Source organism: Methanogenium sp. MK-MG (genome assembly GCF_009914725.1).
Taxonomy (GTDB): domain Archaea; phylum Halobacteriota; class Methanomicrobia; order Methanomicrobiales; family Methanomicrobiaceae; genus Methanogenium.
The window spans coordinates 14639-38947 of record NZ_JAAAWJ010000007.1; the positions used below are offsets into that span (position 1 = coordinate 14639).

Sequence of the window (24309 nt, forward strand, 5' to 3'; positions counted from 1 at the left end):
AAATATGATGAAAGGTTATATATGTATATTTATATCAATCTCTCCTGACCAGAGTGGATCATATGCTCTGTGACATGACCGGAGATGATAGCAATGAGGCCAAGGCACGCCCTCAAACCCACGACCCAGATCATTGCCGCGATGGCGGTCATCAGGAGAGCGGACGTGATGCACCGGACGAAGAGGTGAACCCCGGAGATGTTCAGGTGATCCGGTTTTACAACACATCACAGGCACAATACTCCATGCTTACAGATACGGCTTTCACACATACCCGGTGGGTGGCGTCTAAAAAAGATATCGGGGTAATTACCCGTTGATCCAGTAGTTAACAGTGTCTTGGTTTGCATCCATCCATGCCTTTGCGGCAACTTCAGGGGTTTCGCCGCCCTCAATTGCAAGCATCACGGATTCCATGTCCCTGGATTCCCAGTGGAAGCGCTCAAGAATGGCGTATGCCTCAGGATTCTCTTCCTTAAAGCCTGTGCGGGCAAGGCTTCCGAGATACTCCTCGCCGCCATACACACCCTCAGGGTCATCGAGATACTTCAGGTCGAAGCGGACAAACATCCAGTGTGGAGTCCAGCCGGTGACAACGATCCAGTCACCATCCCCATATGCATCGGTGAGCTGTGCGGCCATGCCGGCACTCGACGACGGTACAAGCATGTAGTCAAGACTGTAGTTCTCGATGACGACCTCAGTATTGATCATGATACCTGCCCCCGGTTCAATGCCCATAATCTTGCCATTGAACTTGTCTGCGACATCGTTCATCTCGGTTATGGAGTCAATGGTCACATACGAAGGGACCACAAGACCGATCTTTGCTCCCTCGAGGTTCTTGCCAACCAGCACGATGTCGTCGCCGTAGGTCTCCCAGTAGTTTGCCTGCGTAGTGGGCAGCCATGCGGAGACACTCATATCAACCTTACCATCGGCCAGTGCCTGGTAGAGAGGACCTGCATCAACGGCCTTGAGCTCTACATCGTAGCCTGCCTGTTCATACACTTTCTTTACCACATTGGTACTGGCAATCTCTGAATCCCAGAGCACATAGCCGATGGAGACCTCTTTTGTGGGTTCGGTTGTTTGAGAACCGGCTTCATCCGTGCAGCCGGCAACAAAGATTACACTGAATAACACTAACAAAATAAGTAAAAGTCCTTTCATTTTCGAATTAACCAAATAAACACATCCATTACGTCAGAAAAAAACCGCTGGGGCCGATTAAGAACTGACTTAGAGTAAAATATGTTTTGAGTTAATATAAAGATGATTATAATTATTTGGTCTGACCTGTGCTGATCACATTCTGCGTGATCCTGTCGAGGATTATCGCAATGATGACGATGCACAGCCCCGCCTCAAACCCACCACCGATATCAACCCGCTGGATACCCATCAGGACATTGAGCCCGAGACCCGCGGCCCCGATCATCGCCGCGATGACGGTCATCGAGAGGGCGAGCATGATGCACTGGTTGACACCTGCCATAATCGTAGGCAATGCAACCGGCAGCTGCACCTTCACGAGCTTCTGCCACCCGGTCGCCCCGAAGGCCTCGCTCACCTCTATGAGTTCTGTCGGGACCTGCCGGATACCGAGGTTGGTCAGGCGGATGGCAGGCGGCATTGCAAAGATGATGGTTGCAATCATCCCCGGCACATTCCCAAGGCCGAAGAAGATGACCGCAGGAATCAGGTAGACAAACGAAGGCATCGTCTGCATCAGGTCGAGTACGGGCCGAAGCACCATATTGACCGATGCGTAGCGTGAGGCGAGAATACCCAGGGGAATCGCGATTGCAAGTGTCACAAAGGTGGAGGTGAGGACAAGGGCAAGAGTCAGTATGGCCTCGGGCCAGAGGTCCAGGAGATAGATGAAGAGCAGCCCAAAGAGAGTTAAAAGCGCGATTTTAACGTTCTTTCTGGTAAGCACCCATGCAATAACAGCAAATATGGCGATGAGAAGCAGGGGAGGGACGGCTGCCATCCCATCCTGGAAGCCGCTGACCAGCGTATCCATGGCCATAGTGATCCAGTCGAGCAGCCACCCGAAGGTCTCATTGATCCATTCGACGACCGCTTCAGCCGCCTCACCGACCGGGAGTATATCAGACATTATACCTCAACCTCCAGCCGGGCAAGGCCTGCAAGCAGCGATCCCCGCACAATAAGCCCCTTTATTCTTCCTTCAGTGTCAAGAACCGCCACCGGATAGGCAGTCTCCGCCATAATCGGCATCAGTTCCTGTGCCGGGGTGTCCAGCTCGACCGTGGGACTGTCAGTCACCATCACATCCCGGAGGGGTATTTCACGTTTCTTGGCTTCAACGGCACCGTCTACGGTCACAAGGCCACGGAACACACGGTCCTTTCCCGCAACGAATATGCTGGAGATACCATACTCCTCCATCAGGCGAAGCGCATTTCTTGGCCCGGAATCCGGGAGTAACAGTGGTTCGGGACGTTTCATCACGTCCTTTGATACAAGCACACGGGAGAGGTTGACATCTTCAACAAACCGTTCCACATAATCACAGCTGGGGTTCTGCAGGAGATCCTCTGCGGTCCCGATCTGGGCGATGACCCCGTCCTTCATGAGCGCAATCCGGTCCCCGAGCTTGAGGGCCTCATCCAGATCATGACTGACGAAGATGATCGTCTTGTTCAGCCGTGCCTGAAGTTCAATGAGTTCATCCTGCATATCACGGCGGATCATGGGGTCAAGTGCGCTGAACGCCTCATCCATCAGAAGGATATCTGCATCGCTCGCAAGGGCCCGGGCCAGACCTACCCGCTGCTGCATACCACCGGAGAGCCCGGATGGATAACTCTCCTCATACCCGGAGAGCCCGACAAGGTCTATTGCCTCCCTCGCCTTCTGTTCACGCTCTTCGAGCGGGATACCCTGTATTTCAAGGCCGAAGGCCACGTTTTCCAGTATCGTCCGGTGGGGCAGGAGGGCAAAGCCCTGGAAGATCATGCCAATCTTCGTGCGCCGCACCTGCCTGAGTTCGTCCGCGTTCATCGCGACGATATTCACACCGTCTATCTCAACAGCCCCGCTGGTCGGTTCGATAAGCCGGTTGATGCACCGCAGAAGGGTTGACTTTCCGCAGCCGGAAAGACCCATGAGAACGAACAGTTCGCCCTCGTAGACATCAAAAGAGAGGGACCGGAGCGCAACATTCTGCTGCGTCTCCTCAAAAATCTCCTGCTTTTTCTTCCCCTGGTCAACAAGGCGAAGGGCATCCTCAGGACGTTTACCGAAAATTTTCGTAAGGTTTCTGACACTGACTTTGATATTTTTATGTATGTCTTCTTCCTGGGTTTCTTCCATGAAATGGCAACTCCGAAAAATTCGGGCAATTGCCAAGGCAATCCCGAATTACATAAACCTTTTTGTAATACAGTCACTTGAATGGTTGGGTCGCCACAAAGTGGGTGCCTAATGTCCCAGAACAATATATGCATTTCGGCCCACCAACGATATGGTGCAGGAACAATTCCCCTCACCTCCCGTCAGGCGCGCAGATTACCCAGCCGCCAACCATTATCCCCTTCCCCATCCCACCATACAGTATAACACGGGAGAAATACCCTTCATGACCACCACTGAGATTAAAATCACCACCAACCGCATCCCGGTCCTCATCGGGAAAGGCGGAAAAACCAAACGCGATATTGAAAAAAAGACCGGCACCAAACTTACCATCGATTCTGATGATGGTCTTGTCGGAATCGAAGGGGAGGATGCCATCGCGGTCCTGCGGACAACAGAGATGGTGCGTGCCATCAACCGGGGATTCTCACCCGAACGGGCCGCCACCATCTTCGAGGATGAGGATATGATGCTTGACATCCTGGACCTCTCCAGCGTCTGCACCACGCCAAAGCAGATGGAGCGTCTCCGGGGCAGGATCATCGGCAAGGAAGGACGGGCACGTGAACAGATCGAGGATATGAGCGGTGCCATCCTCTCAGTCCAGGGCAAGACCGTCGCCATCATCGGCATGATCGACCAGGTGAAGAATGCCCGGACCGCAGTTGAGATGCTGGTGGAAGGTCTCCCGCATGCGACCGTCTTCTCTTTTCTGGACCGCAAGAAGAAAGAGGCCAAGTTCGACATGCTCGACTATTATTACTGACCAAACCCCCGTCACATATATTTTGAGAACGGCATATCCCGTAAAGAACACATGAATCCCTGAAAGCTACAGGATTAAATGGATGATTTCCACTGGAACATATATGCCCGTTTTCTGCCCGTTTAAGGTGAATAAAGAAATAAGATCTGTTTTACACAGGAAAAGAAGGGGTGACCGTGCACTTTTCTGAATTACCACTGCCTGAAAAGTTTATTCAGCATTATAAAGAGAGAGGTATCGAATCTCTCTACCCGCCCCAGGATGAGTGCATTGCAGCAGGCCTTCTGGACGGAGCGGATCTGCTGATCGCCATCCCCACCGCATCCGGCAAAACACTGATTGCCGAGATGGCGATGCAGGCCACCATCGCACGGGGCGGCATGTGCCTCTACATCGTACCTCTGAAGGCGCTTGCGACCGAGAAGGCCCGTGAATTTGCAGGCAAGGGCGCTGCAATCGGTGTCGCCACCGGGGACTACGACCAGAAGGAGAAACGCCTTGGTGCAAACGACATCGTCATCGCCACATCAGAGAAGGTGGACTCACTCCTTAGAAACGGTGCTCCATGGCTCTCTCAGGTCACCTGCCTCGTGGTCGATGAGGTGCACCTTATCGATGACGAATCCCGCGGGCCCACCCTTGAGATGGTGATCACCAAACTGCGGCATGCCTCCCCCGACATGCAGGTGATCGGCCTCTCTGCCACCATCGGCAACCCGAAGAAACTCGCCGGGTGGCTGGGTGCTGACCTCATCACCTCAGACTGGCGTCCGGTAGATCTCAGGGAAGGCATCTGCTACCACAATACCATCTACTTTGCCGATGAGGAGAAGAAAATCCCCGCTCCTGCGAAGACTGAGGATATCAATCTGCTCCTTGACTGTGTGGCAGACGGGGGCCAGTGCCTTGTCTTTGTCTCATCCCGGCGCAATGCTGAGGGTTATGCGAAACGGGCGGCTTCAGCCCTCAAATGTGAAGATGCGGCACTGGACAGTATTGCAGAGAAACTGGAGGCGGCTGCGGAGACCGATATGGGCCGGGTGCTTGCCGCCTGTGTCAAAAACGGTGCGGCATTCCACCATGCCGGTATGAACCGGATACAGCGGACGCTGGTCGAGGAGGGCTTCAGGAACGGGTTTATTAAATCCATCTCCTCAACTCCCACACTCGCAGCAGGCCTGAACCTCCCGGCCCGCCGGGTGATCATCCGTGACTACCTCCGCTACTCAGGGGGAGAGGGGATGCAGCCGATACCGGTGCGGGAATACCGGCAGATGGCAGGGAGAGCCGGACGACCGCATCTGGACCCCTACGGCGAGGCCATTCTCATTGCAAAGGCCGAATACGCGGTGAACAATCTGCACGAGGAGTATGTGGAGGCACCTGACGAGGATGTCAGGTCACGCTGCGGGGAACCGGGTGTCCTCACCGCACACATACTCTCACTCGTCGCAACCGGGTATGCCCGGTCCCGCGATGACCTGATGGCATTTCTGGAGAAGACTCTCTACGCATACCAGCACACCGGCAAACGGGCACTCAACCGCACACTGGACGATGCCCTCGCATTTCTCACCGATGCAGAGATGCTGACCAACCTCTCCGGCATGCTGCATGCAACCGAATACGGTGACCTGACAAGCAGACTCTATATTGACCCGCATTCAGCCGAAATAATCACAACAGCCCTCCGGGAAGAAGGGGAACTCACCGACCTCGCCCTCCTCCAGCTGCTCTGCATGACACCCGACATGTTTACGCTCTATGTCAAAAATAACGACGTCGGCATGCTCGAGAAGTTCTTCTATGAGCATGAGGAGGAGTTCAGGACCGAGTTCACCTATGACGACATGGAGGATTTCTTCCGCAGCCTCAAGACCGCGATGCTCCTCTCTGACTGGACGGACGAACTGGGTGACGATACCATATGCACCCGCTACGGTGTCGGGCCGGGCGACATCTACAATGCAGTACAGGGAATCGGCTGGCTGCTGCACGCCTCCGGAAGGCTGGCTCGCCTCGTGGCCCCCGAACAGCGTGACATGGTGGAGGAGACCACACTCCGGGTCCGCCACGGTATCCGGCATGAACTGATCCCCCTGGTGCGGGTCAAAGGCATCGGCCGCGTACGGGCACGACGGCTCTTTAACAATGGCATCACCGGCCCGGAAGCACTTGCCGCAGCAGACCCCGCCGTTGTCGGCCGGATCGTGGGCGGCAAGACCGCAGAAAGCATCATCCGGGCAGCCAAAGCTGCGAGACGGGGAAGCAGCCGCAGGGATATCATATCCGAACGAACGGCCGCACGGGACAGCGTCAGCCCTTCAGAAGACCGGCACGACAACACACCAGCAGGAAAAATGAAAGAAGAGAACGATACAGGAAATAATGGAGATTCCGGGGCACAACGCACCCTCTTCTCATTCGGGGGGAAGACCGGTGAATGACACAGCCGGCCCCATCATGCCCCCATACCACCTCACCTACGCCGATGCAGAGATCACCGACATCCCCGCCTTTCTTGCGGCCGTGCATACCACAGCCGGAAATCTCGGTGCACACACCCGCATCATCTGTATCAATGCAGACAGGGTCGCCGGCCGCCTGCACATAACGACCGCCCTGGCCCATGCCTGCCGGACCTGGTTTACAGATAAGAACCCCATCGCCCGGTCCTTTGAGATGGAGGTCCTCCTCTGGGTGGCGGCAGGCCGACAGACAAGTGTTGCCGCCCGGTTCGGAGCACAGAAAGGGACGATGCCCCTCTGGGTTGTGGTGGTGGCAGCAGAGGAGAGTCCAACAGCAGAGATCGCCCGTCTGCCCGGGCTTACCCTGTATCCCGCCCCCCCTGCGACAGCAGAGGAGATGGGTGCAGAGAAGCAGGCACGCCTGATGCAGGACTTCTCCATCAGTGAGGCAGAACTTTCGACCGTCGGCCTGAAACGACTCCCTGAACTTGTCGCAGAACGGGTCGCCCTCTCTGCCGTGTACCGTTAGGTGCACGAACGGAATTATTTTTTACCCGGCACTCCATATCACCACTATTCATGGATCTCTCCCGTCTCTGCTCAGTGGCCGTGCGGGCCGTCTCCATCAAAAGCATATCTCCTGCATCCATCGGAGGAACCGTAACGGTCGCCGTCACCTCCCGTGCACCAGCCCGGCTGACCCTTTCAGAGGTCAGGTTTGACGTACTCCCCGCTGACGCAACGCCTGAACGGCCCATCATCCACGGCTGGGCCGAGAACGTCAGTCTGGGTGCCTATTCCACCACCGAGGTGTCGGTGCCGGTTACCATCACCTCAGCAGAGGCCGTCCGCTTCCTCACCCATGCCCTGACCCGTGACATGGACGCCCGTGTCCGGGGTACAGCGAAGATAGATGCCTATCTCTCCGAGATCATTATTCCGTTTGACGAAGTGGTCACTGTACCGTCCCTCCTGATGAGGTGACCGGTGAATTCCTGCCATACATAATTTTTTGCCTCATGAAAATATGACCCCGCGCTCTTCTCTTCGCCATTCTCTCAGTGGCTGCAGGTGCAGGCATCCACCTCACCTGACACCCGTCACATGAAACAACACGTGCCATTATTACAGACAAATGAGAATATCTCCCGGATATTATGGCAGGAACACGAGGACACTTTGAGAAAGGCGTATGGGTGGAAGAACCGATACCGGGCGAAGAAGAAAAGACAGCACCTGAGGTCAATGTCCAGGAGACACTGAATGCAGCCCGTAAATCTGTCTCCCGGGCAGTGAGCGATGTAAAGATCCTCGGAAAGACCCTCTTCGGTACCAAAAACGGACGGGACCACCTGGAAAAGGAAGCGGCAAAGGCCGGAGAGAAGATGGAGAAGGCAATCAACGAGGCCGTTGAAGACGCACGGAAGAGACTGAAAAAGACGGAATGATTCACATCTTTTTTGCCTGTTCTGCTCATCCGTGGTTCACAGAAACAGGATGCGACCGGGAGTTTCCCGGATAATAATCCCTGACCGGAGATACAGACACCATACCTGTGCATTCCCGGATGTCTGTTATCCTTCAGCAGGTCTATACAGAAACGGCCGTATCGACCGAACCGCGGAGAGCGTCGCAATATTTCCATCCCGGCCAAAACCAGCACCCAAGGTTATTATAGAGAGGGGTAGTATTGGAAGAACACCACAGGACCGGAGGCAACGTACTGCCCCGTGGAGGTGTGTTATATTGACAAAACGATATATAATGACAGTCCTGATCATCTGTCTCATTGCAATGTGTATGGTGATGCCCGCAGTGGCAGTTGAACTGGAAGAGACGTATCTGGGAGAAGTAACGAAGGCGGATAAGGCGACAGGCGCACTTGATGTGAAGGTCTCCGCAAAGTGGGACGGAAAGCAGTTTGCACCGGTCGACCCGGTGACCATCTCCGGTACCTCAACATTTGATCTGCTCTTTGACAACATCAAACAGAGTGATGAGGTGGTCGGCACCCTGATGGGCAGCGAACAATGGATCGCAGTCGGCCTTGTCGGGTCAAAACAGTCCACCCAGAAACAGTTGCTCTGGATGGCCGGCGACCCGAACGCCATGATCTCACCGTTCGTCGGCAGCTACAGGGTATCGTATAACGCAACGCCGAATTGTGACTCATGCATCGGGTCAGTCTGCTATGCCCGGTCGGTGGACGTGACGGTTACAACCGTCGGGTATGACGCAAACGGCAAGGAGTACACAGTAGCAGATGTCGGAACACATACCCTGCTGCCAGCGGATACATGGAATACAGAAAAGAAAGAAAACCAGCAATATCTGGAGATCCTCTTCATGAAAGGTGAGGCCCCTGCATCGGCCTGCCCGGAGAGCGGGATGATTGTAGGCCCGCAGGCAGTCTCTGAGTTCTTCATCAGGTCGGTGAATGTCGCGTCTGCTGTGCCCACCACAACCCCAACGGTCGTGGAAGAGACGACTGCCGTGCCGGCAACACTGCCTGAAACAGCAGCCACACCCCCCTCAACCACAGCCGCACCAGCCCCCACACCGGTTCCCGGCTTCGGGATGATGGCAGCGATTCTCGGCTCTGCCGCAGCACTGGTGGTTATCCGCCGGTAACTTCTTTTTTTCTGCGCCCGCCGCTTTCCGTAAAGAGTATTTTGTCCGGTTATCCAATATACAGGACATATGAGTATCATGGTGATAGCAGAGAGCATCATCATCCTCTTTCTGCTGATGGGTGTCGGCTTTCTCTGCAGGCGCAGCGGTGTCATCGGACCTGACGGGGCCCGCGGACTCTCCTCGTTTGTCGTGAACGTGAGTCTGCCGGCCCTGATTGTGATGGCAATGCAGGTGCCCCTCACCCCGGAACTGGTGACCAATGCAGGCGGCATACTGCTCGGACTGGTCGTATTTTATGGTGTCTCCTTTGCGCTCGCCTTCACTGTGCCCCGGTTCGTCGCAGACTCTGATCTGGAGCAGGGCGTGATGCGGTTTATGCTTGTCTTCTCAAACCTCGGGTTCATGGGTATCCCGGTAGCAGGAGCGGTATTCGGGCCTGAGTCCATCTTCTATGTCTCCATATTCAACCTCACGTTCAGCATCCTGCTCTTCTCGGTGGGGGTTTTGATGCTCAGGCCAGACATGGGCAGGTACCTTGACCCGAAACTCTTCTTAAACACAGGCATCATCGCATCGGTGGCAGGACTCATTCTCTTCGTCCTGCAGGTCCATATCCCGTCACCGTTTGCTGATGTCTTCACCCTGCTTGGCAGCACCACCACCCCGCTTGCGATGGTTGTTGTGGGAGCACTCCTTGCCACCCTGCCCGTAGAGGGGCTCTTTACGGACAAAAAGATCTGGGTCATCACCATACTGCGCCTCTGTGTCATTCCCCTTGCAGTCTTCTTCATACTCCGGCCCTTTGTGGAAGGACCCTTCCTTTTGGGTGTGCCGGTGCTTCTTGCAGCAATGCCGGTTGCAGCCAATGCAGTGATGCTTGCAGAAGAGTACCATGTGGACTCCACCCTCGCATCGAAAGGGGTCTTTCTCACAACCATACTCTCGCTTGTAACACTCCCGCTCATCACTCTCCTGATCACCTGAGGCCGGGGAAAGGGTGCACCAATCCCGCCGCCTGACCGGAACGTGGGGACCACAGGGAACGGGCAGGATGGCAAGCTATTTTTTTTGTCCCGCCGAGAGGTATGCAGGAGACTTCCGATACATGTACAGACTGGTATTACTACGCCACGGGGAGAGTGAATGGAACCGGGAGAACCGGTTTACCGGGTGGACCGATGTTGACCTCTCTGAGAAGGGGCTGACAGAGGCCCATGCGGCAGGGGCACTGCTTCGCCGCGAGGGGTTCACCTTCGATGTCGCCTACACCTCGGTGCTGAAACGGGCCATCCGGACCCTCTGGATCACGCTCGATGAACTGGACCGGATGTGGATTCCCGTGCACCGCTCCTGGCGCCTAAACGAACGCCACTACGGTGCCCTGCAGGGCTTAAACAAGGCGGAGACCGCGGCTGTTTACGGCGACGAACAGGTATTCATCTGGCGGAGGAGCTACACCATTCCGCCCGAACCCCTTGCAGCGGATGACGAGCGTTCACCCGTAAACGACCCGCGGTATGCTGCTCTTTCGCCTGATGAACTCCCCCTCACCGAGTGCCTGAAGGATACGGTCGCCCGCTTCCTTCCCATCTGGAACGGGGAGATTGCACCGGCCATTAAATCAGGAAAGAATGTCCTCATCGCCGCCCACGGCAACAGCCTGCGGGCGCTCATAAAAAATCTTGAAGGCATATCAGACGAGGATATATCACAGCTCAATATACCGACCGGCATGCCGCTCGTCTATGAACTTGATGAAGACCTGAAGCCCATCCGGTCATACTACCTCGGTGACGAAGAGGCGGTCAGTGCGGCGATGCAGGCCGTTGCAAACCAGGGAAAAGCACAGAAATAATTCATTTTTTTTGGCAGACACGCTGGACACCCTGTGCTGCACGGCGTTTTCAAAGAGATTAACAGAGCACCGGACACATATGCTCAGACCGGTTCAGGCTGATAAACAGTTGGGTATTGATCCCTGCACAGAATGTGCGCACAGTAACGATGCGAAAAAAAGGGATATACTCAGGTCTGGCTGTCTTTCACCGCAATGATGAGGAAATCAGGTTCATCGTGGATGCCCAGAAACCCGAAGATAATGCTGATATACTCATTATAGAGACCGGCCATCTTCCGGTATTCCCCGCCGATAAACCCGACCTCCTTGGCAGGCGCCGGAGTGGCCGTGGGAACAGCGGTCTGTACCGCTGTCGCGGTCGCCTGCGGACTGACGGTGATTCTCGCCGTGTATTCATCCGTCTTGCTGCCGTCTCTCACCTCAAGGGAGGCCGTGTAGGTTCCGGGGGACGAGTATACAACATTCGACGGGGATTTTCCGGTATAGGTCTGGCCGTTGCCAAAGTCCCAGTACCAGGAGTCTATGTCAGCGCCGGTGGATGCGTCAACAAACCGCACAGCAAGCGGTGCGGTGCCACTTGAAGGGTAGGCATTAAACCTGGCATTGAGCCTGACCGTGCCGACGGTGACCGTTTTTAAAATGTGATCTTTGCCGCCGCCGCTGTTCCAGACCGTGAGCGTCACATCGTAACTGTCTGCATTCTCGTAGGTATGCTTTGGGTTTTCAAGAGTGCTCAACCGGTTTCCGGAGAAGTCCATCCTGTCATCAAAGTGCCACTTCCACCGATCGATGTCATCACCCGTCGAGATGTCAGAGAAGGAGATTACCTGTCCCACTACCGGGCTTGTCGGTGACCAGGTGAAGTCAGCGACGGGGTTATCCCCGGTGAAGGTGGTGGTGCCTTCCCCGACGGTGATCTCTTTGATGACCGAGACAGAGGGCAATCCATCCTTTTTGATGGTGAGTTTCACGTCATACTCATCATCTTTGGTGAAGGAGTGGTCGGGGGGATTCTTACCCACATATCCGGTATTGTCACCAAAATCCCATATCCATTCATCGGGATATCCATCAGACTGGTCGGTGAAGGTGACCTTTTCATCCGCGTCAGGATTTGTCGGGTTCCACGTGAATTTTGCCTCCAGGGGATTTTCAGCCGTTATTATCTCAGTAGTGGATGAAGACAGCCCGGCATCATCCGTAACGGTCAGGCGTACGGTATAGCTTTTAACAGACGTGAAAGTATGTTCGGGATTTTGTTCAGTTATAATGCCACTTCCATCATCAAAATCCCATTTCCTAGTAGCGATACTTGCACCGTTAAATGCCTGTGAGGTGTCAGTGAATTTCACAGTCAGGGGCGCATCGCCGGTCTTCAGATCGGTGTTAAACGAAGCGACCGGCACATTCGAAGCCGCCGTAACCGTAACCGACCTGGTATATGGAGTAGATGTACCGGCAGCATTCGTAACGGTCAGGCTTACTGTATAGGTATTGGCAGACGTGTAGGCATGGGACGGGTTCTGCAACGTGCTGGACTGTCCGTCACCAAAATTCCAGTTCCATGAAGTGATACCCCCCCCCGTTGATGCGTCAGTGAAGGAGACTGCCTGCCCTACGGCAGGACTGGCAGGGGAGAAACTGAAGGAGGCCACCGGGGGATTTTCCGCCGTAACCGTAACTGACCGGGTATAGGGGGAAGACGTACCGGCAGCATTCGTAACGGTCAGGCTGACGGTATACGTGCCTGCAGACGCATAGGCATGGGACGGATTCTGCAACGTGTTGCCCTGCCCGTCACCGAAATCCCAGCTCCACGAAGTGATACCATCACCCGTTGATGCATCGGTAAAGGAGACTGCCTGACCAACGACAGGGCTGGCAGGGGAGAATGTGAAGGAGGCTACCGGGGGGTTTGCCGCAGCGTTAACCGTAACTGACTGGGGGCTTGAAGTAGCTGTTCCGGCAGCATTCGACGCCGTGAGGTACACGCTGTAGGTCCCTGCGGCATCGTAGGTGTGCGTCGGGTTCTGACTGGCTGAGGAGCCGCCATCACCAAAATTCCATGCCCAGTTGGTGATGTTGGACCAGGTGGATGTACCGGAGAAGGAGACTGACTCACCCACATCCGGACTGGCAGGGGAGAAACTGAAGGATACCGTCAGGGGAGTATCCGCACTAACCGCCGGGACAGCACAGGCAAAGATGACAAGCACCGCCACAAGCGTAATCAGAAGGCCGGATGGTATGCCCTCCGGAAGATTCAGTATCCTTTGTAGAAAGGGAAGAGTTGATTTTTTCATCACTGAGAACCTCCTGCTGAGAGGAAGATTAAGAAGATAGCGCCAAAGAGAATGACCGGCACTGCGACCGCCAGTGCTGCAAACCTGCTCTCCACGCCATCTGCGCCGACAAGCCCTTTATACTGCAGGAAGAGCATCCAGAGTGCTGCGAGAGGTGCACCAAAGAATGGGATAAGCCCCACGGTGCCAAAGGGCGTTGCCGCATACGCACAGGTCTGGAAGGTCTCTGTCACGTCATCGCTCTGGCCGACAAGGCGCAGCAAGATGTGCATGACAACGGACCAGAGGAGGATTGCCACGATACCGAGAATGACAATTTTGGGGATGAGAAGGATGGTGTCCACCAGATCTGCGCCCAAAGCCGCCATCCGGGGATACTCCGCTGCATCAAGAGAGCCTGCAAAGAGGTGCAGCACAATGGATGTGACCGCCGCAAAGATGGCGAGGACTGACGCAAGATAGATTATCGCCTGCCCGAAAGTGTCGTTCTTTGTATACCGGAAGGCGTCATCCGGTGCAGCGAGAAAGCCGATATACTTCTCAACGAACGGGACTTCAGAGAGCCCAAGTTCCTGGCTGCGGAACCGGAAGGAGGCTTTTCGCCGCGCCCCGGGCTGCCGCTGGCGCTTTTCCGGCTTTTCCCGTTTTTGCCGGGTCCTGCGTTTTGTTACCGTGCGTTCATCTGCTGCGGTATCAAAGGGCAGGTCCCGGATACCGCCGGCGGTCTCCATTGTTGAGGGACCACCGGTGATCGCCATCCCGCAGTTCGGGCAGAACCGGGGGCTGCCTGTGAGCGAGGCACCACAACCGGTGCAGAACTTTGCCCCGCCGGATACCTGCGTGGCGGCAGGTGCTCTGACCGGAGCAGGAGATATGCGGGCCCCGGTTTGTACAGGCGCAGACGGTCGTGACGCCACCGTCGCACGGGTGGTATCCGTGAGCGCTGCCGCCCACTCATCGCGTTCCTCTGCTCTGCCGCCGGAGTACCACTCCGAGAAGACCAGCACCATGGTCCGCTCGTTGCCGCCTGCGGACCGCACACGGAGATGCAGGGAGGGATCACCCCCCGCTGATTCCTTCGGGACGATGCCGGTAATGTCTGCCAGCCGCACGGTAAGCGGCACTGCCTCCGGGTTCTCATTGTGGACGAGGGATAATAACTCCGGTGTCAGGGAGGCAGTGAACTCATGGCCTTTCACAATGATATGATCCGCTTTCAGCCCGGAGACCGGTGGAGACAGCTTCTGCGGGGCCGCCGATGGTGCAGACGGTGCAGATTCTGTGGTCTCTGCCGGGCCGGAAGGGGAGGGGACACTTGTATCCGCCACATCCGCTGCGGGAGGGGCCGGCGGGGCAGGGACTGATGGCGCCGGTGCAGATACCAGAATATCCGTGGAGCCGGCAGAGGGTAGGGCACCTGCATCTGCCACGTCTGGTGCGGGCGGTGCAGGGGCAGCAGGCGGCGGTGCCGCCACTTCCTCCAGCATGCCGGCCACCAGTTCTGCCACCCGATCGCGTTCATCAGCCGCCTTAAACCCACCGCCACCGTCAAACGCAAGGACCATCATCCGCTCATTCCCCCCGGATGTGACGGTAAGGAAGAGAGACGGGTCACCCTCCGCTGTCTCACCGCGCGAGAACTCCAGCACATTGGTGAACAGAATATCCACCGGATGCGCATCCGGATAATCGGGCTGTGTGAGAATGAGACGCTTTTGCGTGAGGAAGAGATCAAAAGAATGGGATTTGACCCTGACAGCAGGTGAGGTCGTCACCAGTTTTTCGTCATCGCCGAGGTCAGGATATATCGTATAATCACCTGAAGAATGTTTTTCCTGAGATTAAAATATAGTATCGCCTTCATACATGCCAAATATCGCACGTCCCGACACCTCCATTCCCTACCAGTCAGCTATATCACGGCACCCACTGAATATCACGTATGACAGGTCGTGCACACCGGCGTCTCTGTGCCGGCATCCTGATCCTCATTGTAGGTGCCCTCCTCCTATGCCCCGCAGCAGCAGGAATGGCACACTACCGCATCCACTCCAATGTTGACTACGCACAGGTCTATTTTGACAGCGTCTATAAGGGCCAGATATCCGGGGGAGTGCTGACCGTCAGTGTCTCCACCACCGGCACCCGCTACAGCACAGCAGAAGTCCGGAAGGCCGGATATTACACCACCTCACAGAGCCTGCCATATATAACGGACGGCTCGTCCACTGACCTCTACTTCACCCTGAACGAGGACAGCAGCGTAACCACCGCTACGCTTGCGGTGCAGACCACACCCTCAGGCGCCTCGGTGTATATCAACGGCATCTATCAGGGAACTTCCCCCGTGACCGTCAACGGCATCCGCTCGGGCACGTACACCGTAATTGCAGAGATGCCGGGTTCTGAGAGTGCAACCGAGGTTGTCACCGTAACAGGTGGTGAATACCGGACCGTCACCCTCAACCTGGGCGGCAACGGCGCAATCACGTTCACCTCTGACCCCTCTGGCGCATTTATTGAACTCGACGGCACCATCATTGGCACAACACCCCACACGGCAACCGATGTAACACCCCGGGAACACCAGATTGTCATCATAAAAAACGGTTATTATAACTGGCGTGAGACGATTGACATGACCGGTGGCGGCACCCGCTCCATATACGCCACCCTTAGATCTGCTACACCAAAGAATGCCATACGCATCAGTTCAGTCCCGGCCGGCGCTGCAATATACCTCAACGGCATCTACCAGGGGGAGACGATGGAGAGCGGATATTTTCCCATCACCGACCTCAGGACAGGACAACATACCATCCTCCTCAGACTCAGAGGATACGACGATTACCAGGAGAGAGTCTCCCTCTCAGAAGGGCAGACCGTGACGGTCTATGCCAACCTGGAAGGAGGATCGGGCAGCGCCACTACCACACCGTCTGCGGGGACAGGGAAACTCGCCCTGAGCACCAGCCCGCCGGGTGCGGAGATCCGTATTGACGGAAGTATATCTGATCGTATGACACCGGCGACCATCACAGGCATTCCCGCAGGCACCCACACTATCCGCCTGCAGCTTGCCGGATATGCACCTGCTGAGGCGACGGTGACTGTCACCGCCGGCCAGACAGCCTCACTCTCCCTGCCGCTCGCACCGGGCGAAGCGACACCACCCGTGCCCACCAAAAGCCCGGCACCTCTCTTCTTCCCGGCAGCAGGGCTTTTGGCTCTGCTCTTCGCCCGGTGGCGAGACATCCGGTGATCCGGCCGGATCAGGGAACAGATACAAAAACACTCTATTTTCCAGATAATCCGAATAAACCCAATAATCAGAACGAACCGGCTGATAGTGTCATACCGACCCGGCGGTTTATTCAGTTAACTCTGTGAGCAGAGGGGAACAAATATCTTAAAAATCGGGAGGAGAGGGAAAACGTATTCAGATTCCGGACGGACAGAAAGGAGGTTAACCGGAACTGCCCGCGGAACTGTTATCGGATATACCCGGACCGGCAGGAACACATGTCATGGATAGTAAAGAGAGACAGCAGTGCTGTCTGTGCCACTGACAACAGGCACCACCACAGGTCCGCCTTACGGCGTTATTTACCAGGAGAATGTGCATGCAATTCTGCATGCAGATACGCATGGCAAATGATCACACCACGATTAGACAAAAATCAGATAAAAATGCCAGCATATTGCATTAATAACCCTATTTTGTGATATTTCATCAGACAATAACCTGCCAGACAACTCTTCCCGATATAAAACAAGTACTTTACGCGCAAACTATATGCTATTTGTTAATAATTCATCAGGGACAAGATTTATAATGTGTCATCACTGACAACGGCCAGAACGGGATATTATGGTACACTTTAAAGGAAGAATCCGAGATGCACAAGAATTCTTTGAACAGCCCCCATACCACCGTCAAGGTAGGCAGCTCCGCAGACCGCTTCCATGCACTCCGCAAGCACCCGGCCCGACCGCCAGATCTCCTGACTACGCTCCCCCTTTCCCCACGTCACATACCGGTGCAGACCGAAGGACTCGGCCAGGCGGCGGAGGACCGTCATATTAACCATATTCATCTTGGTTAAAGAGAGCTCCCCCTTGCTTTCCATCCCGCCCGCTATAAGATGCTCCAGCACCACCACATCGATGGCCGCATCCCCGAGTGTAGCAAGGCCGTCCATCGCACTGCCATCACCCCGGCCATCCTCTTTTGCAGCCGCAAGCCGGGTCAGGGCACGGGCTAAAAGAGCACGGTCACAAAACCGGTAGCCAAGTGCCGTCTCCAGTTCATTGTACAGCGGATTCATGAGTGTGTGTTAGTATATCCGGAGTGATCAGATAATAACATCTTTTTTTATCCCACATAGTCTCTTTTTGCCACATATAAGCAAAAACAGTATGAATAACACCTGGAAAAAAAGACGCTCACGGGAAGGGAATGTGGCCTCATGGTATCAATGATCGTGTTATTTATTGCAGCGTCCGCCGGTGTCTTCCTCTTTTGGGCCTGACCACACCCGGAAGAAAAGGTTATACCCCGGCCTGCCTCTTGCTCTCGCGGGCAGAAGACGAAACGGACAAAAAAATAAATATTTCAGAGAACAGTTGCCTTTGTGATGACAATTTTCTCTACCGGGCGGTCGTTCTTGTCGATGCGGGAGAACGCAATGGCATCAACGATGTCCATACCTTCGACCACTTCACCAAAGACCGGGTGGCTGGATGGTGTCTCATGATTATCGAAATCCAGGAACTTGTTGTTTACCAGGTTGATGAAGAACTGTGAACCGCCGCTGTTCGGCTGGCCGGTGTTGGCCATCGAGATGGTGCCGCGGGCGTTTGAGTGGCCCTTGACAAACTCGTCTTTGATGGTATAGCCGGGTCCGCCTGTGCCAGTGCCCTTCGGACATCCGCCCTGGATCATGAAATTGCGGATCACCCGGTGGAAAACGATTCCGTCATAGAATTTGTCCTCGACAAGTTTTTTGAAGTTTCCTGCAGTGATTGGCATGTCATCGTAGAGTTCGATGGTAATGTCGCCCTTGGTGGTTTCTAATTTAACTTTGGTTGGCATCGGGGGTTGCTCCTTTTCAATATGCAGGCACAATTTCGCACCTGTATTCCCAGTCTTTTTCACCCCCGCAGATAAATAATCATGGGTTATGCGGGCCTGTCCTGCCACAACAGGCATAACCATCCAACCCCCAGTCTACCGCAGGATGAAGTGGTACATTCCCCTTATCATTGCCGGCAGCTGTCTGCTTCTGTTTGCCGTATTCGGCGAACCCGGCGCCCCGGCCCTCACCTATGGGACAGAGACCGCACTTGCAGAGACTGACCCTGCGAATCTCACAGTCACCTACACCATCACCCTGACCGTGACAAACACCGGAACAGCCACAGCAGATAATACGGTAGTCTCCGTCTACCTGACGACACCCCCAAGTGCCCCCGACTGGCAGCAGACAGACCTCATCTTCCCGGTCGGGCGTATTGCCGCAGGAGAAACAATAACACGCACAGATACCGCCGACCTCCGGGTGGGAAAAGAGACCTATGCCATGCTTGTGAACGAAACAACCCCGGCAACGACCGTCGTCGGCACCTATTCTGATGCTTTCTTCTGAAAAGAGAGTGTCTCTTCATTACTATCCGTCATTCCCGGCCGATGCCTCCTGCTGACCTGCAGGAGAAGACGGACAAAGACGCATGGACCATACCAACATGTCAGGACAGGTCACCTGGCTCTTCCGGGTCCCGGTCATGGTGTCTGCGCAGGAATTCACGAACCTTTTCTGACTCCGGCCATCCCTGGTCCGGCCGCCGGACCGGTACCACCCTGATCTATTCGGAACATGCACAGTTTTTTGCCTACCGGGCACCCTTTTTTTATCAGAATCTCTATGGACATTCTGCTTGCAATCGATATCATGGGAGGTGCTGTCGTCCAGGGGCAGTCCGGCAACCGGGCGAGCTACCGGCCTCTCGACTGGGGACTGGTCCCGGATGCCGCACCTGCCGCATACACAGCGGCGATGAAACCTGTCTATGGCTATGTGGCCGACCTGGACGGTATTGAACAGACCGGCCGGGACAATGAAGAGGGCGTCCGGGCCTGCTGCCGCATCCTGAAAAAAAGCTATGTCAACCGCGGCCGCCGGGCGTATACCGTGAGTGAGAAAGACCGCCGGGCAGGTGTCTTTCCCGTCATCTCCACCGAGACCGGCGGACAGGACCTTGCAGCATATCACGGCGGCGCCCTCACCGTTGACCTGAAGGCGGACCGCATCTACCCGACCGGCGAAGCGCCTGCGGCGTTCCTGAGAACCGCCAATGCCTGGGACTATGATGTCTGCATTGTGATCAATCTCGGCTCGGTGGGGACCGAACGGGGACTGCCGGCCTATCTCGCTGATATGCGCTCCGCCTATGAAGGCACCCTCTTCTACGGCGGAGGGCTTGCATCCGGGGCCGATTGTGCACTGGTATCTAAAGAAGGTTATGACGGGGCACTGGTCGCAACCGCAGTTCACCACGGAGCCATCCCGCTGGATATCCTACAGCAGGGTACTTACCCGTAAACACCACTATTTTCAGGAGAAATGGATATACAAATATTTATAGAATAATCTGACAGACTCAATTCAGCAGATTAATGTTTTGATACGAAGATAAAGACATTAATAGTACATACCAGGAGTATGAATGAACAAAAGCCCAGCAAGAAACTACCTGAACCTCTCCATCGGGACAAAAATTCTGCTGGTCTTTTTCTTCATCTTCACCCTTCTTGTCTGCACCTGTTCATACCATGGGTTTGTCACAGAAACAGATCGGATCATCACGTCATATTCCGAAAATATCGAACAGAGCGAGACAGCGATCACAACGGCTGTCACTCTGGTCGCCCGCGGAACGATGACCCTCAGTTCCATCTATGACCCGCCGATGAGCAATGCACTGAACCGGATGGAGAAAGATTACACGGCAGCGGGAGGCGATCCGGCAAACATGGACCTGCCACTTCTCCAGGCCACCATTCAGGAGGATTTCACCTGTGATGTGCAGCTCTATATCATTGATGAACATAACGTGATCATCGACACGACCGATATGGTCCACCTAGGCGGAGACTTCTCGGCGTATCCTGCCATATCAGAACGTCTTACTGCTATCCGGGAAGGAACCACCTACGTGGGAGACCCATGGGAGCAGAGTGTGCTTGACCCTGGTCTGGTCCGAAAGTATGCCTACCTCCCGACACCGGATCACCGGTATATTCTGGAGATCGGCCTCTTTAATAAACACTTAGCTGATCCGGGTAGCCTCTACTTCTCGTTTGGTGACGTCACAGACGATCTTAAAGCAGTTGACAATGCAATCGAATCTGTCCTCCTGGTTGACACAAACGGAGTTGTTGTGGAGAAAAGCCAGGAAGACCTTGATAGCTGGTATACCAGCCACCCCTACCTTTCTGCAGACGATATCACCAAGATGGCAGCACAGGTGCTTAGAACCGGGGTCAGCATCGAGAAGGCCTTTCCGGATCAAAAACGGCTGGTTCATATCTTCCTCATCGATCCGGGCAACGAAACAATCGTGCCGTCAGACATCGTCTATGCAGCAGTGATGGTCTACTCCACAGAAGTTCTCGATGCTTCGCTTGCAGACACCCTCTCGCGGTATATGCTTATCCTTGTCTGCGGGCTGATCTTTGCTGCAGGGGTGGCATACATCGTCGCCTATACGCTGGGCCGCCCGGTGAGAATGATTGCAGAGGATGTCGACGAGATCGCCCTAGGCAATCTTACACATGAAATCCGCCGCACGCATGGCTATGAACTCAGGCGCCTGGAAGATTCTATACGTATTCTCGTCCAGCGGCTGGGGGAAGATATTGCTGAGATAGAGGCACAGAGCAAAGCCCTTGACACAGAACTGAAGGAGAAGGCAGAGGTGGAAAAACACCTCCGGGATGCAAACCGGAAACTCTCCCTCCTGTCCACCATCACACGCCATGACATCCTCAACCAGCTTGCGGCCCTCGGGATGTACTGCGATCTCCTGGAGGAGCTCACCGACCGCTGCCCTGAACTCTCGGACTATATTGTGAAGATGGAGCAGACCCTGAAAAAGATTGAGCATCAGCTCACCTTTGCCCGTGATTATGAGTCAATGGGTCTCGAAGAGCCGCGGTTCCAGTCCCTCACCGATGTGGTGAAGAATGCCATTACCGCCATCCATGCCCCGTATCTGCGGTTTACCATGGAGACAGGCGGGGCAGAGATCCATGCCGACCCGATGCTTGAGAAGGTCTTCTACAATCTCTTTGAAAATGCGATCCGGCATGGAGGTGAGCATCTCTCAGAGATTGGAATCTCTTTTACCGGCACACCGGGGGAGACGGGGCGGATTACGGTCACCGATAACGGGGACGGGGTTGCCACAGCAAAGAAGGAGAAGATATTCCACCGGGGATATGGATCAAATACCGGATACGGACTCTTTCTGGTGGCAGAGATCCTCGCCATCACCGGCATCACCATCCGTGAATGCGGAACGGAAGGGGAGGGGGCCTGCTTTGAGATGGATGTGCCGTCTGCTTCCTGGCGCCTCTGCCGGGAGGAGGACTGAGTCGCAGATCCGGTGTATGCAAATATCGCCTCATATGTCTACTCGGATTTCCGGAGTACTGGCATGACAAAACCCTGCATCTCTGTCATCGAAATCCCGCCGCTGATCGCTCCGTTACACCGGTATTTTTCGTGCAACAGACGCAACGATTCATCACAATGAAGGTGAGTGAGGGCACCCGCGGTGTGCTGTATATTCTTGCAGCAGCATTCTTCTTCGGATCAGCTGCACCCCTCACCAAACTGCTCCTCACCAGTGTCGCACCGGTCACCCTTGCCTCATTGCTCTATATGGGAAGCGGCCTTTTCTTTGCCGGATTCTGGCTTGTGCGGCGCACATTTTTTACCGCAAACCATGCCCGCGAGGCCCCGGTTGAACGGCGTGACCTGCCGTGGATGGCGGGATCTGCCCTCTTTGGTTCCGTCCTTGCCACCATTGTCCTGATGGTCTCTCTGCAGTATACCCCCGCTGCAACTGCTGCAGTCCTCCTGGGATTTGAGGCCGTCGCAACGACACTCGTTGCCACCCTCATCTTTCATGAACAGGTGGGCCGCCGGATATGGCTGGCCCTCGCCTGTATCACCGTCTCCTGTGCGGTGCTCACCTGGGACCCGGCAAGCCCGTTCGGGTTTTCCCTTGGTGCACTTGGTATCATCCTCACCTGCTTTCTCTGGGGCGCTGACACTAATATATCCCGCCACGTCTCGGGCAAAGACCCGATACAGCTGGTCTCTGTCAAGGGCCTCTCAGGAGGCATCACCCTCACGGCTATTGCACTCATCCTCGGGCAGCCCTACCCGGACCTGCCCCTCATTCTCGCCGGAATGGCCGTGGGCATCATCGGTTTCGGCGGGGTTATGACAATCTGTTTCCTCAGGTCTCTCCGGGTTTTGGGTGCAGCCCGGGCTGGCGCACTCTTCTCCACCAACCCGGTATTCGGGGTCATTGTCTCCCTGCTGATATTCCGTGAACTCCCGGAGGCAGGGTTTATCATCGCATTCTTTTTTATGGGTGCAGGCACCTGGCTCCTGGTTTCAGAGAAGCACTCGCACCGCCATACCCATGACGCACTGCGCCATTCCCACCGCCACTCGCATGACGACCTGCACCATGATGACCACATCCACGGCCCGGAGGCACCGCCGGTGGACAAAGACGGATTTCATTCCCACCCGCACTGGCACAAACCGCGGGAACACGAGCATCCCCACCGGCCCGATCTGCACCATCGGCATAAGCACTGAATAGAAAAAATAAAAGATTTTTTCGGCCCTGTTAAAGAAAACGTGTGTAAGTGTGAAGACCCGGCCGGATGAATATCGGAAACGGAAGTACTGCCTAACCCCTGTTTTTTGTCACCCTGTGTCCACCCTTTTTGACCCCCTGTGCTGGGGAATCGGTGGGCAGAACGGACGTATTTTCTGCTCTTTTTTACTGCCGGAAAATGACCGCTGTAATGCCTTTTATTTGCTAAAGATACGGATTATTGCGAACTACTGAGGGGTCGCTATTGACAAGTATTTTGAGAGGACGTATCGGTTGTCTCAACTGAGAACAGCCCGCTCCGGGCTTCTGTGTGGATATATTTTTCCGGGGCAAAGATCCGCAGGATGTGTTATTTAAGCACAATTTAGCACCCGATGCCGAGATTTTGCCCAAAATGACGAGGATCGTATACCACGGCTGCAGGAGTGAGCAAACAGCATGTCCGGTGCCCATCACCCGGAAGAATAACATGAATTCCGTGGTTGAGAAACGGAAGATGAGTATAATCAATAAGGCAGCAAAGAATGAGCGGAATCACTATTCTGCCGGTGTCTCCGGCAACCGATTCAAAAAAAATCGCCAGTGAACCTACCCGGTGCGGATCTTCTCTTCTGCCGCTTCCAGTGTATTTTTCAGTTCCACCTCACGAAGCGGTTTCACGATGTAGCCCAGCGGGTCCATATCCAGTGCCCGGGACCGCATCTTCATATCCGAGTAGGCGGTGATGAATATAACCGGCACCGCAAGTGTGTCCCTGAGCATCCGGGCCGCCTCAATACCGTCCACCTCTCCCCTCAGACGGATGTCCATGAGTGCGATGTCAGGACTTGTAGCGGAGGCGATATCCAATGCCTCTGCTGCGGTATCTGCAACACCGCATACCTCATACCCGAGCTTCTTTACCCGGTGCTCAATATCCATGCCGATGATCGCATCGTCTTCAACAACCAGTATCCGCAGGTGTTTCCCCAT

Annotated in this window: 24 protein-coding genes; 15 read left to right on the forward strand and 9 right to left on the reverse strand. The window is 55.0% G+C overall.

The annotated features are described in order from the left end of the window. Positions 1–62 precede the first annotated feature (62 nt). Positions 63–320 (forward strand): hypothetical protein, encoded by a 258-nt coding sequence (locus tag MKMG_RS02000; RefSeq protein ID WP_165074931.1) that lies wholly within the window; start codon positions 63–65, stop codon positions 318–320. On the opposite strand, the gene MKMG_RS02005 is transcribed toward MKMG_RS02000, so the two are convergent. The 3 genes from MKMG_RS02005 to MKMG_RS02015 form a co-directional block, all read right to left on the reverse strand. Beyond that, positions 310–1146: a glycine betaine ABC transporter substrate-binding protein gene (locus MKMG_RS02005; protein ID WP_371415189.1), complete on the reverse strand. Its 837-nt coding sequence runs from the start codon at positions 1144–1146 to the stop codon at positions 310–312. The genes MKMG_RS02000 and MKMG_RS02005 overlap by 11 nt on opposite strands. Before the next feature lie 139 nt (positions 1147–1285). Continuing rightward, complete coding sequence (locus tag MKMG_RS02010; RefSeq protein ID WP_174235641.1) at positions 1286–2125, reverse strand: proline/glycine betaine ABC transporter permease; 840 nt, start codon at positions 2123–2125, stop codon at positions 1286–1288. Next, a complete protein-coding gene (locus MKMG_RS02015; RefSeq protein WP_165074935.1) occupies positions 2125–3345 on the reverse strand; it encodes a glycine betaine/L-proline ABC transporter ATP-binding protein in 1221 nt (406 codons plus the stop codon). The genes MKMG_RS02010 and MKMG_RS02015 overlap by 1 nt, the downstream gene beginning before the upstream one ends. Positions 3346–3610: 265 nt before the next feature. Between MKMG_RS02015 and MKMG_RS02020 the strand changes: the two genes are divergently transcribed. The 8 genes from MKMG_RS02020 (at position 3611) to gpmA (ending at position 11110) form a co-directional block, all read left to right on the forward strand. Continuing rightward, positions 3611–4153 (forward strand): KH domain-containing protein, encoded by a 543-nt coding sequence (locus MKMG_RS02020; protein WP_165074937.1) that lies wholly within the window; start codon positions 3611–3613, stop codon positions 4151–4153. Between the two features lie 170 nt (positions 4154–4323). Continuing rightward, positions 4324–6600, forward strand: coding sequence for an ATP-dependent DNA helicase (locus tag MKMG_RS02025; RefSeq protein WP_254059052.1), 2277 nt, complete (start codon positions 4324–4326; stop codon positions 6598–6600). Then, positions 6593–7150 (forward strand): KEOPS complex subunit Cgi121, encoded by a 558-nt coding sequence (gene cgi121 / locus MKMG_RS02030; RefSeq protein WP_165074939.1) that lies wholly within the window; start codon positions 6593–6595, stop codon positions 7148–7150. The genes MKMG_RS02025 and cgi121 overlap by 8 nt, the downstream gene beginning before the upstream one ends. Before the next feature lie 50 nt (positions 7151–7200). Then, complete coding sequence (locus MKMG_RS02035) at positions 7201–7605, forward strand: LEA type 2 family protein (RefSeq protein ID WP_165074941.1); 405 nt, start codon at positions 7201–7203, stop codon at positions 7603–7605. A 173-nt stretch (positions 7606–7778) separates the two neighbouring features. After that, positions 7779–8069, forward strand: coding sequence for a hypothetical protein (locus tag MKMG_RS02040; RefSeq protein WP_165074943.1), 291 nt, complete (start codon positions 7779–7781; stop codon positions 8067–8069). A gap of 298 nt (positions 8070–8367) precedes the next feature. Beyond that, entirely contained in the window at positions 8368–9252 is an 885-nt protein-coding gene (locus MKMG_RS02045; protein WP_165074945.1) for a hypothetical protein, read from the forward strand. Between the two features lie 69 nt (positions 9253–9321). Beyond that, entirely contained in the window at positions 9322–10239 is a 918-nt protein-coding gene (locus tag MKMG_RS02050) for an AEC family transporter (RefSeq protein ID WP_165074947.1), read from the forward strand. A 121-nt stretch (positions 10240–10360) separates the two neighbouring features. Further along, positions 10361–11110: a 2,3-diphosphoglycerate-dependent phosphoglycerate mutase gene (gpmA, locus tag MKMG_RS02055; protein ID WP_165074949.1), complete on the forward strand. Its 750-nt coding sequence runs from the start codon at positions 10361–10363 to the stop codon at positions 11108–11110. A 170-nt stretch (positions 11111–11280) separates the two neighbouring features. On the opposite strand, the gene MKMG_RS02060 is transcribed toward gpmA, so the two are convergent. Next, complete coding sequence (locus MKMG_RS02060) at positions 11281–13416, reverse strand: PKD domain-containing protein (RefSeq protein WP_165074951.1); 2136 nt, start codon at positions 13414–13416, stop codon at positions 11281–11283. Next, complete coding sequence (locus MKMG_RS02065; protein ID WP_165074953.1) at positions 13416–15191, reverse strand: YIP1 family protein; 1776 nt, start codon at positions 15189–15191, stop codon at positions 13416–13418. The genes MKMG_RS02060 and MKMG_RS02065 overlap by 1 nt, the downstream gene beginning before the upstream one ends. Positions 15192–15358: 167 nt before the next feature. On the opposite strand from MKMG_RS02065, the gene MKMG_RS02070 reads away from it, so the two are divergent. After that, the gene (locus tag MKMG_RS02070; protein WP_165074955.1) at positions 15359–16678 is read left to right on the forward strand and encodes a PEGA domain-containing protein; all 1320 of its coding nucleotides are present in this window, start codon (positions 15359–15361) and stop codon (positions 16676–16678) included. Positions 16679–17297: 619 nt separating this feature from the next. On the opposite strand, the gene MKMG_RS02075 is transcribed toward MKMG_RS02070, so the two are convergent. Next, positions 17298–17744: a ribonuclease III domain-containing protein gene (locus MKMG_RS02075; RefSeq protein ID WP_165074958.1), complete on the reverse strand. Its 447-nt coding sequence runs from the start codon at positions 17742–17744 to the stop codon at positions 17298–17300. 287 nt (positions 17745–18031) lie between these two features. Continuing rightward, positions 18032–18511, reverse strand: a complete 480-nt coding sequence (locus MKMG_RS02080) for a peptidylprolyl isomerase (RefSeq protein ID WP_165074960.1) — start codon at positions 18509–18511, stop codon at positions 18032–18034. Positions 18512–18599: 88 nt separating this feature from the next. Between MKMG_RS02080 and MKMG_RS02085 the strand changes: the two genes are divergently transcribed. Further along, on the forward strand, positions 18600–19064 hold the full coding sequence (locus MKMG_RS02085; RefSeq protein ID WP_165074962.1) for a CARDB domain-containing protein: 465 nt from the start codon (positions 18600–18602) through the stop codon (positions 19062–19064). A 21-nt stretch (positions 19065–19085) separates the two neighbouring features. Here MKMG_RS02085 and MKMG_RS02090 read toward each other — a convergent pair whose 3' ends face one another. Further along, positions 19086–19223, reverse strand: a complete 138-nt coding sequence (locus tag MKMG_RS02090) for a hypothetical protein (protein ID WP_165074964.1) — start codon at positions 19221–19223, stop codon at positions 19086–19088. Positions 19224–19340: 117 nt separating this feature from the next. On the opposite strand from MKMG_RS02090, the gene MKMG_RS02095 reads away from it, so the two are divergent. The 4 genes from MKMG_RS02095 to MKMG_RS02110 all read left to right on the forward strand — a co-directional run bounded on the left by MKMG_RS02095 (position 19341) and on the right by MKMG_RS02110 (position 23923). Beyond that, positions 19341–20018, forward strand: a complete 678-nt coding sequence (locus MKMG_RS02095) for a HisA/HisF-related TIM barrel protein (protein WP_165074966.1) — start codon at positions 19341–19343, stop codon at positions 20016–20018. 124 nt (positions 20019–20142) lie between these two features. Beyond that, positions 20143–22071, forward strand: a complete 1929-nt coding sequence (locus MKMG_RS02100) for a HAMP domain-containing sensor histidine kinase (protein ID WP_165074968.1) — start codon at positions 20143–20145, stop codon at positions 22069–22071. A gap of 158 nt (positions 22072–22229) precedes the next feature. Continuing rightward, positions 22230–23315: a DMT family transporter gene (locus MKMG_RS02105; RefSeq protein ID WP_165074970.1), complete on the forward strand. Its 1086-nt coding sequence runs from the start codon at positions 22230–22232 to the stop codon at positions 23313–23315. 416 nt (positions 23316–23731) lie between these two features. Next, positions 23732–23923 (forward strand): hypothetical protein, encoded by a 192-nt coding sequence (locus tag MKMG_RS02110; RefSeq protein WP_165074972.1) that lies wholly within the window; start codon positions 23732–23734, stop codon positions 23921–23923. 2 nt (positions 23924–23925) lie between these two features. Here the strand turns inward: MKMG_RS02110 and MKMG_RS02115 are convergent, their stop codons facing one another. After that, positions 23926–24309 (reverse strand): response regulator, encoded by a 384-nt coding sequence (locus MKMG_RS02115; protein ID WP_165074974.1) that lies wholly within the window; start codon positions 24307–24309, stop codon positions 23926–23928.

Excerpts from the sequence above, each read along its gene's own strand:
- MKMG_RS02000 (WP_165074931.1), top strand. The coding sequence starts at position 63 with ATGCTCTGTGACATGACCGGAGATGATAGCAATGAGGCCAAGGCACGC.
- MKMG_RS02010 (WP_174235641.1), bottom strand. The coding sequence starts at position 2,125 with ATGTCTGATATACTCCCGGTCGGTGAGGCGGCTGAAGCGGTCGTCGAA.
- MKMG_RS02015 (WP_165074935.1), bottom strand. The coding sequence starts at position 3,345 with ATGGAAGAAACCCAGGAAGAAGACATACATAAAAATATCAAAGTCAGT.
- MKMG_RS02020 (WP_165074937.1), top strand. The coding sequence starts at position 3,611 with ATGACCACCACTGAGATTAAAATCACCACCAACCGCATCCCGGTCCTC.
- MKMG_RS02035 (WP_165074941.1), top strand. The coding sequence starts at position 7,201 with ATGGATCTCTCCCGTCTCTGCTCAGTGGCCGTGCGGGCCGTCTCCATC.
- MKMG_RS02040 (WP_165074943.1), top strand. The coding sequence starts at position 7,779 with ATGGCAGGAACACGAGGACACTTTGAGAAAGGCGTATGGGTGGAAGAA.
- MKMG_RS02050 (WP_165074947.1), top strand. The coding sequence starts at position 9,322 with ATGAGTATCATGGTGATAGCAGAGAGCATCATCATCCTCTTTCTGCTG.
- gpmA (WP_165074949.1), top strand. The coding sequence starts at position 10,361 with ATGTACAGACTGGTATTACTACGCCACGGGGAGAGTGAATGGAACCGG.
- MKMG_RS02060 (WP_165074951.1), bottom strand. The coding sequence starts at position 13,416 with ATGAAAAAATCAACTCTTCCCTTTCTACAAAGGATACTGAATCTTCCG.
- MKMG_RS02070 (WP_165074955.1), top strand. The coding sequence starts at position 15,359 with ATGACAGGTCGTGCACACCGGCGTCTCTGTGCCGGCATCCTGATCCTC.
- MKMG_RS02075 (WP_165074958.1), bottom strand. The coding sequence starts at position 17,744 with ATGAATCCGCTGTACAATGAACTGGAGACGGCACTTGGCTACCGGTTT.
- MKMG_RS02080 (WP_165074960.1), bottom strand. The coding sequence starts at position 18,511 with ATGCCAACCAAAGTTAAATTAGAAACCACCAAGGGCGACATTACCATC.
- MKMG_RS02085 (WP_165074962.1), top strand. The coding sequence starts at position 18,600 with ATGCGGGCCTGTCCTGCCACAACAGGCATAACCATCCAACCCCCAGTC.
- MKMG_RS02095 (WP_165074966.1), top strand. The coding sequence starts at position 19,341 with ATGGACATTCTGCTTGCAATCGATATCATGGGAGGTGCTGTCGTCCAG.
- MKMG_RS02100 (WP_165074968.1), top strand. The coding sequence starts at position 20,143 with ATGAACAAAAGCCCAGCAAGAAACTACCTGAACCTCTCCATCGGGACA.
- MKMG_RS02105 (WP_165074970.1), top strand. The coding sequence starts at position 22,230 with ATGAAGGTGAGTGAGGGCACCCGCGGTGTGCTGTATATTCTTGCAGCA.
- MKMG_RS02110 (WP_165074972.1), top strand. The coding sequence starts at position 23,732 with ATGACGAGGATCGTATACCACGGCTGCAGGAGTGAGCAAACAGCATGT.
- MKMG_RS02115 (WP_165074974.1), bottom strand. The coding sequence starts at position 24,309 with ATGGGGAAACACCTGCGGATACTGGTTGTTGAAGACGATGCGATCATC.